Consider the following 5,314-nt stretch of genomic DNA (forward strand, 5'->3'; position numbering starts at 1 on the left):
TCAACAGTTTAGATGGCAATCTGCTTCTTATAGAAGCTCAAGCAATATCACCGGGGCCTTGCGAAGTTTATTAAATAGGAGAAAAGAAAGATGAGATTATTTAAATTGCTTATTTTAATTCTTGTTTTGAGTGCAATTTCTTACTCAAAAGAAATCACAGATGATGGAGAACAAATTCATCGAGTTCCGTTCTTATCGTCTGGTAATGTAATAGAATTATCGGTTCAAAATATATCGGAGCAATCTGTATCAGGTATCAAGATAAACGTTACCGATGCGCCATTATGGTTGAATTTTAAATCGAAACAAAAAACAATTGAAGCGATTGAATCGAATGGTGAAAATACTGTTGAGTTTAGTTTTTCGGTTGATAAGACAGCAGTTGTAAATAAAGAACAGTCAATATCGTTTACTATCTCAACACCTGCAGGAGAAGTATGGACGAAGCGAGTAAAAATTGTAGTAACTCCGCCGGAAAGATTTGAGTTATATCAGAATTATCCGAATCCTTTTAACCCGTTAACAATTGTCAATTATCAATTGCCAATTGACAATTGGGTAATGTTAAAAGTTTACGATGTTTTGGGTCGTGAAGTGGCAACGCTTGTGGATGAGTTTAAAGAAGCCGGTTACCATCATGTAGTTATAGAAGGAACTAATTACTCCAGCGGTATATACTTTTATCAGATGACCTTTAAAGATCAGAGCGGTAAAACAACTATCGCACGGAAGAAGATGGTGCTAATAAGGTGAAATTTCGCAATAGTTATATGAGTTTATAGTTTTTATATTCCCCGATTCTCAGCCCTGTTTTTTTTTCAATAAACCGAAGCAGCCGGTATTTTACTTTTTGTTTACGGTCTTCCGGTGGGATAAAACTCCAGTTGTATTTTAATATCCTATCTGTCATCACTATCGGGTGTGTTTCTGTAAATTTTTCTATTAAATCGATTTGTGTGTAATCGAATTCAGAAATTTCAGGTATGTTTTTATCGATCCACTTGTCGTCGTGCCAAAGTTTGTTGAATGATTTTATTTTTTCCTGCATCACTTGTGGATGCCGAACCCAGCCATAGTGATAAACGTAGGCATCAACTGCTTTTACGAACATTTTCCTTCCGTCTATTCTAAATCCTTGAGCATCTTGCCATGATTTTACACCAATTCCGTTTCTTATTACACGAATTTCCCGACGATACCAGTTTCTTGAATTTGCAACATAATCGTAACTTCCATAAAAATGTTTGTATTTTAAGAGTAATCCTTCAACTTCTTTCGCTTGGAAATTTTCGTGCATAGCAGTTTGAATTGTGGCTAAATATTTTTCGTGAATAACTTCGTCGGCTTGCAAATAAATTCCCCAATCGCCGGTAATATGCGATAGAGCAATGTCGGTTTGTTGTGCTAATATTTTCCCGCCTGTCCGCAGGTTTTCGTCCCACACCGTATGAAATATTTTTATTTTCGGCTCGCTGAGTGATTCAATTTGTTGAAGAGTGTCATCCTCCGAATCGCCAACGACGATAATGAACTCATCGCATATCGGTAAAACAGACTTAATCGATTCGATGTACGGATATTCGTATTTTGACCCATTGCGTAGAATAGTGAAGCCGCTGACTTTCATAATTTGGAAATCTTTTTAATTTTTGCTTTAATATAAAAAATTATGTTTGAAATGAAAAGGTTTTTTGAAAAATATCCGCTCGTAGTTCTCATCTTTTTCGGATTGGGTCTTCGTGTTGCCGCTTCCTTTTTTAGCAAAGGATTTCTTACCCTCGACGACCATCATAATTTGGTGATAGATGCTGATTTACTCGCGAGTGGATTATCGCTTTCCGCAGATTTTAAAGACTCAGCTTTGTATCCTTTCATCGTTTCACTGATAATGCAGATTGTTCGCCTCTTCGGAATCAACGCTCCTGATACCGAGATGCTCTTCGTTCGATTGTTGCACGGTTTATTTTCGGTCATAGGAATTTATCTCGTCTTTAAAATTTTAGAGGCGAAGGTAGATAAGCGGAGTGCCGCAATAGGTGGGCTTTTTATGTCTGCATTTTTCGTTATGCCGATTTTTTCAGTTCATCAATTTGAAGAAGTAATATGTCAAGTGCCTCTCCTTGCTTCCGTCTGGTATTTGGTTCGTTTCGAGAAGGAAAATAAAAATCTCTACCTATTTTTATCGGGTCTATTTATCGGGGTTGCACTTATTCTTAGGTTTCCGCTTATTTCGTTTGCGGCTCCATTTCTCCTCGGCGTAATAATCAATAAAAGCAGCCGCAAGCTTTCGTACTTATTTCTAATCGGGTTTCTTGTAATTATTTTCTTGCAGTCATTGAGTAATTTATATGTGAACGGAGAATTCGGTTACTCATTTTCCAAAAATTACGGTTTTATATTAAGCGATTATAACAGCATCATCAAGTCCGATGGTTATCCTGCTGGACCGCCATCAAGATACCTGCTAACACTTTTAGCTGCGTTCATACCACCATTCTCAATTCTGTTTCTTATTGCAGCGGTCAGGGGAAGTAGAACGTTTATACTCATCGGGCTTTCCACCTTGGCTTTTCTGATTGCGCACAGTGTAATCGAAAACAAGCAGGAGAGGTTTTTGCTTCCAATAATACCGATGTTAATAATTTTAGGTGTCGCAGGATTTAATAGTATGAAGCTGTGGTTTCAGAAAAAAAATCTATCAAAAATTTATAAATACAACTGGGTTTATTTTTGGGTGTTGAATTCAATTTTATTGGTATTTTTTATTTTCCACTACGGAAAGAAGGACCGCATTGAACCGCTCGTTTACATCAGCGAGCAGCAGGATGCTACTGGTGTATTAATTGCTCAATTCAGTTATACATTTCTGGTCCCCGATTACTATCTTGGAAAAACAATTCCTTTCGATATCATAGATGATAAAAAGAAACTGCAACAACAAGAAAAGATTATCAACTACTGTGTATTATATACAGACTCGTTGGAACAAGACAAAAATGATTTAGAAAAAATAATGGAGAGAAAATTTGTTTTAGAAAAAACTATCGAACCGAGTATAGGCGATTTGATAGCCCATAAACTGAATCCAAAGTACAACAAATCGCGGACATGTTATGTCTTTAAAATTTATTGAAGCTTATTGAAATGAAAAATAAATCCCGTATTGAAATATTATTGCCAAATCAAAATATTATTCTCTCTTTCAATATTCTCCTCTTTTTGATGTTTATCTTCACACTACTTCGGTTTTTATTTTACTTTCTTTACTCGCAGCAGTTTTATAGTGTCCCGATTAGTGATGTCGGATTATCGTTTCTAATCGGTTTGCGTTTTGATTTAGCTTCAACGATGTTGGTGGGCGGATTGTTTTTGCTGCTTCTTAATTTACCGGGTAGATTTAAATTTAAACGCTTTTATAAAATTTCATTAATAAGTTTACTATTTCTTGTAGTTATTGCATCCCTCATATTATCGCTGGGAGATATTTTCTATTATCCTTATTCAAAACGTAGAATCTCGTATGAAATTTTTAATCTTTTTAAATCTATTCCCGAATTAATAACAATTATCCTTGCCGACTATCTCGCCCAATTAATTATTGCGGTTGCAGCAGTTATCTTGCTTGGATATTTATGGTTTAAATGTTTTGGAAAATATAAAAGCGCCCCCTACAAAGGAATTGCTAACGATTTAATATATTTTATTTTATTGATTGGTGTGGTAGTTATTTCAATACGTGGTGGATTTCAGTTGAAGCCCCTTCGCGAAAGTTACGCTTTCAGAAACGATAATATTGCTTTAGGGCATCTCTCGTTGAATGCCGTCTTCACAACATTACGGACTTTGAACAGAGGCGATATTCAATCTTATAATTTTGTTCCGATGGACGAAGCCATAAAGGCAACGAAGGCCTTACTAAAAAGTCCGAACGAAATTTATTTGAACGATGGATATCCGGTAATGCGGCAAACAGTTGCCGAACCTGCACAACAAAACAAGTTGAATGTCGTAATCATAGTAATGGAAAGCTGGCCCGGAAATTTTACCGAACTTGAAACCATCAAACCTTTTCCGATGCCTGAGTTTAGAAAATTGACAAACAAAGGAATTTATTTCTCGAATTTTTTTGCAGCAGGGCAAAGAACAATTCAGGGAATGCAGGCAGTTGTTGGCTCAATTCCAAATGTCGTTTACGACGATATTTTGGGAAGCCCGATTGAGCAAAATTTTCTCCGACCTTTGGGAGTGATACTAAAGGAGAGTGGATACAGCACGATTTTTCTTCACGGTGCGCGTTCCGGTTCGATGGGCTTCGAAGCGTTTTCTAAATTGGCGGGGTTTGATACTTATATTTCAAAATCTGATTTCGATTTGAATAAAGTAAAAGACGACGGCACGTGGGGAATTTTCGACCATTTCGTTTTCGAGAGGTCGAATGAAGAATTTAATAAATTAAAGCAACCGTTTTTAGGTTTAGTGATGTCGCTATCATCGCACGCACCGTATGCACTGCCATCTAAAGAATTTGAAGTTTACGATTCGACGTATGTCGGTTACAAATTTTTAAATTCATTAAGATATTCGGATTGGAGTTTAGGCAAATATTTTGAAGAAGCAGAGAAAGCAGATTATTTTCGGAATACACTCTTTGTTATTACTGCCGATCATGCTGAAGGGACACGAGAAAAAAATATTTATGAACTTTTTAAAATTCCTTGTTTACTCTATTCGCCTGCATTTGTGAACCCCGCAATTATTTCTTCGGTTCACAGTCAGGTAGATATTCTCCCGACAATTATTGATATATTGAAATTGCAAACAAAACACTCGTCGTTTGGGTTACCGGCGATTGCCGGGAACGATGGATTTGCCTATATACCGAGTGGTGGTCTGCACGGCTGGATTAAGGGCGATTGGCTGTTAGTGGGCAATTTCGACAAAAATATTGCATTATATCATTTTAAAACTGATAGGTATTTAAGCGAAAATAAATTAAATACGAATCTGAAAACTGCTGACGTTTTAAGAAGGGAAATGTTATCATATCTACAGGTTTCAACATACTTGCTCAGGAGTAACAAAGTTTATCAAGCAAAGTAAATATTCATTGATTGTTGTTTGAATAATTTGACAAATATTAAGAATGTTTGGTAATGAAATTCAAGAAGTTGATAAACATTTTTTAGAAAAAAGTACTTGACACTTACAAAATATTTTCGTATAATGAACACAGAGTTTTTGGTCTTAAATATTTTAAATTCGAAAATTATAATAGGGCTTTAGATGAAACTTAAAATTTACTCTCTCTCTCTCT

At 35.9% G+C, this 5,314-nt stretch carries 4 protein-coding genes; 3 read left to right on the forward strand and 1 reads right to left on the reverse strand.

What is annotated here, in order from left to right; genetic code table 11:
- The first annotated feature begins 90 nt into the window (after positions 1 to 90).
- A complete protein-coding gene (locus QME58_13910; protein MDI6804910.1) occupies positions 91 to 753 on the forward strand; it encodes a T9SS type A sorting domain-containing protein in 663 nt (220 codons plus the stop codon).
- Between the two features lie 13 nt (positions 754 to 766).
- Here the strand turns inward: QME58_13910 and QME58_13915 are convergent, their stop codons facing one another.
- Positions 767 to 1,627, reverse strand: a complete 861-nt coding sequence (locus tag QME58_13915; protein ID MDI6804911.1) for a glycosyltransferase — start codon at positions 1,625 to 1,627, stop codon at positions 767 to 769.
- 51 nt (positions 1,628 to 1,678) lie between these two features.
- Between QME58_13915 and QME58_13920 the strand changes: the two genes are divergently transcribed.
- The gene (locus QME58_13920) at positions 1,679 to 3,133 is read left to right on the forward strand and encodes a glycosyltransferase family 39 protein (GenBank protein MDI6804912.1); all 1,455 of its coding nucleotides are present in this window, start codon (positions 1,679 to 1,681) and stop codon (positions 3,131 to 3,133) included.
- 11 nt (positions 3,134 to 3,144) lie between these two features.
- Positions 3,145 to 5,100, forward strand: coding sequence for a sulfatase-like hydrolase/transferase (locus tag QME58_13925; protein MDI6804913.1), 1,956 nt, complete (start codon positions 3,145 to 3,147; stop codon positions 5,098 to 5,100).
- Positions 5,101 to 5,314: the final 214 nt, after the last annotated feature.

Source organism: Bacteroidota bacterium, assembly GCA_030017895.1.
Taxonomy (GTDB): Bacteria; Bacteroidota; Ignavibacteria; order UBA10030; family BY39; genus JASEGV01.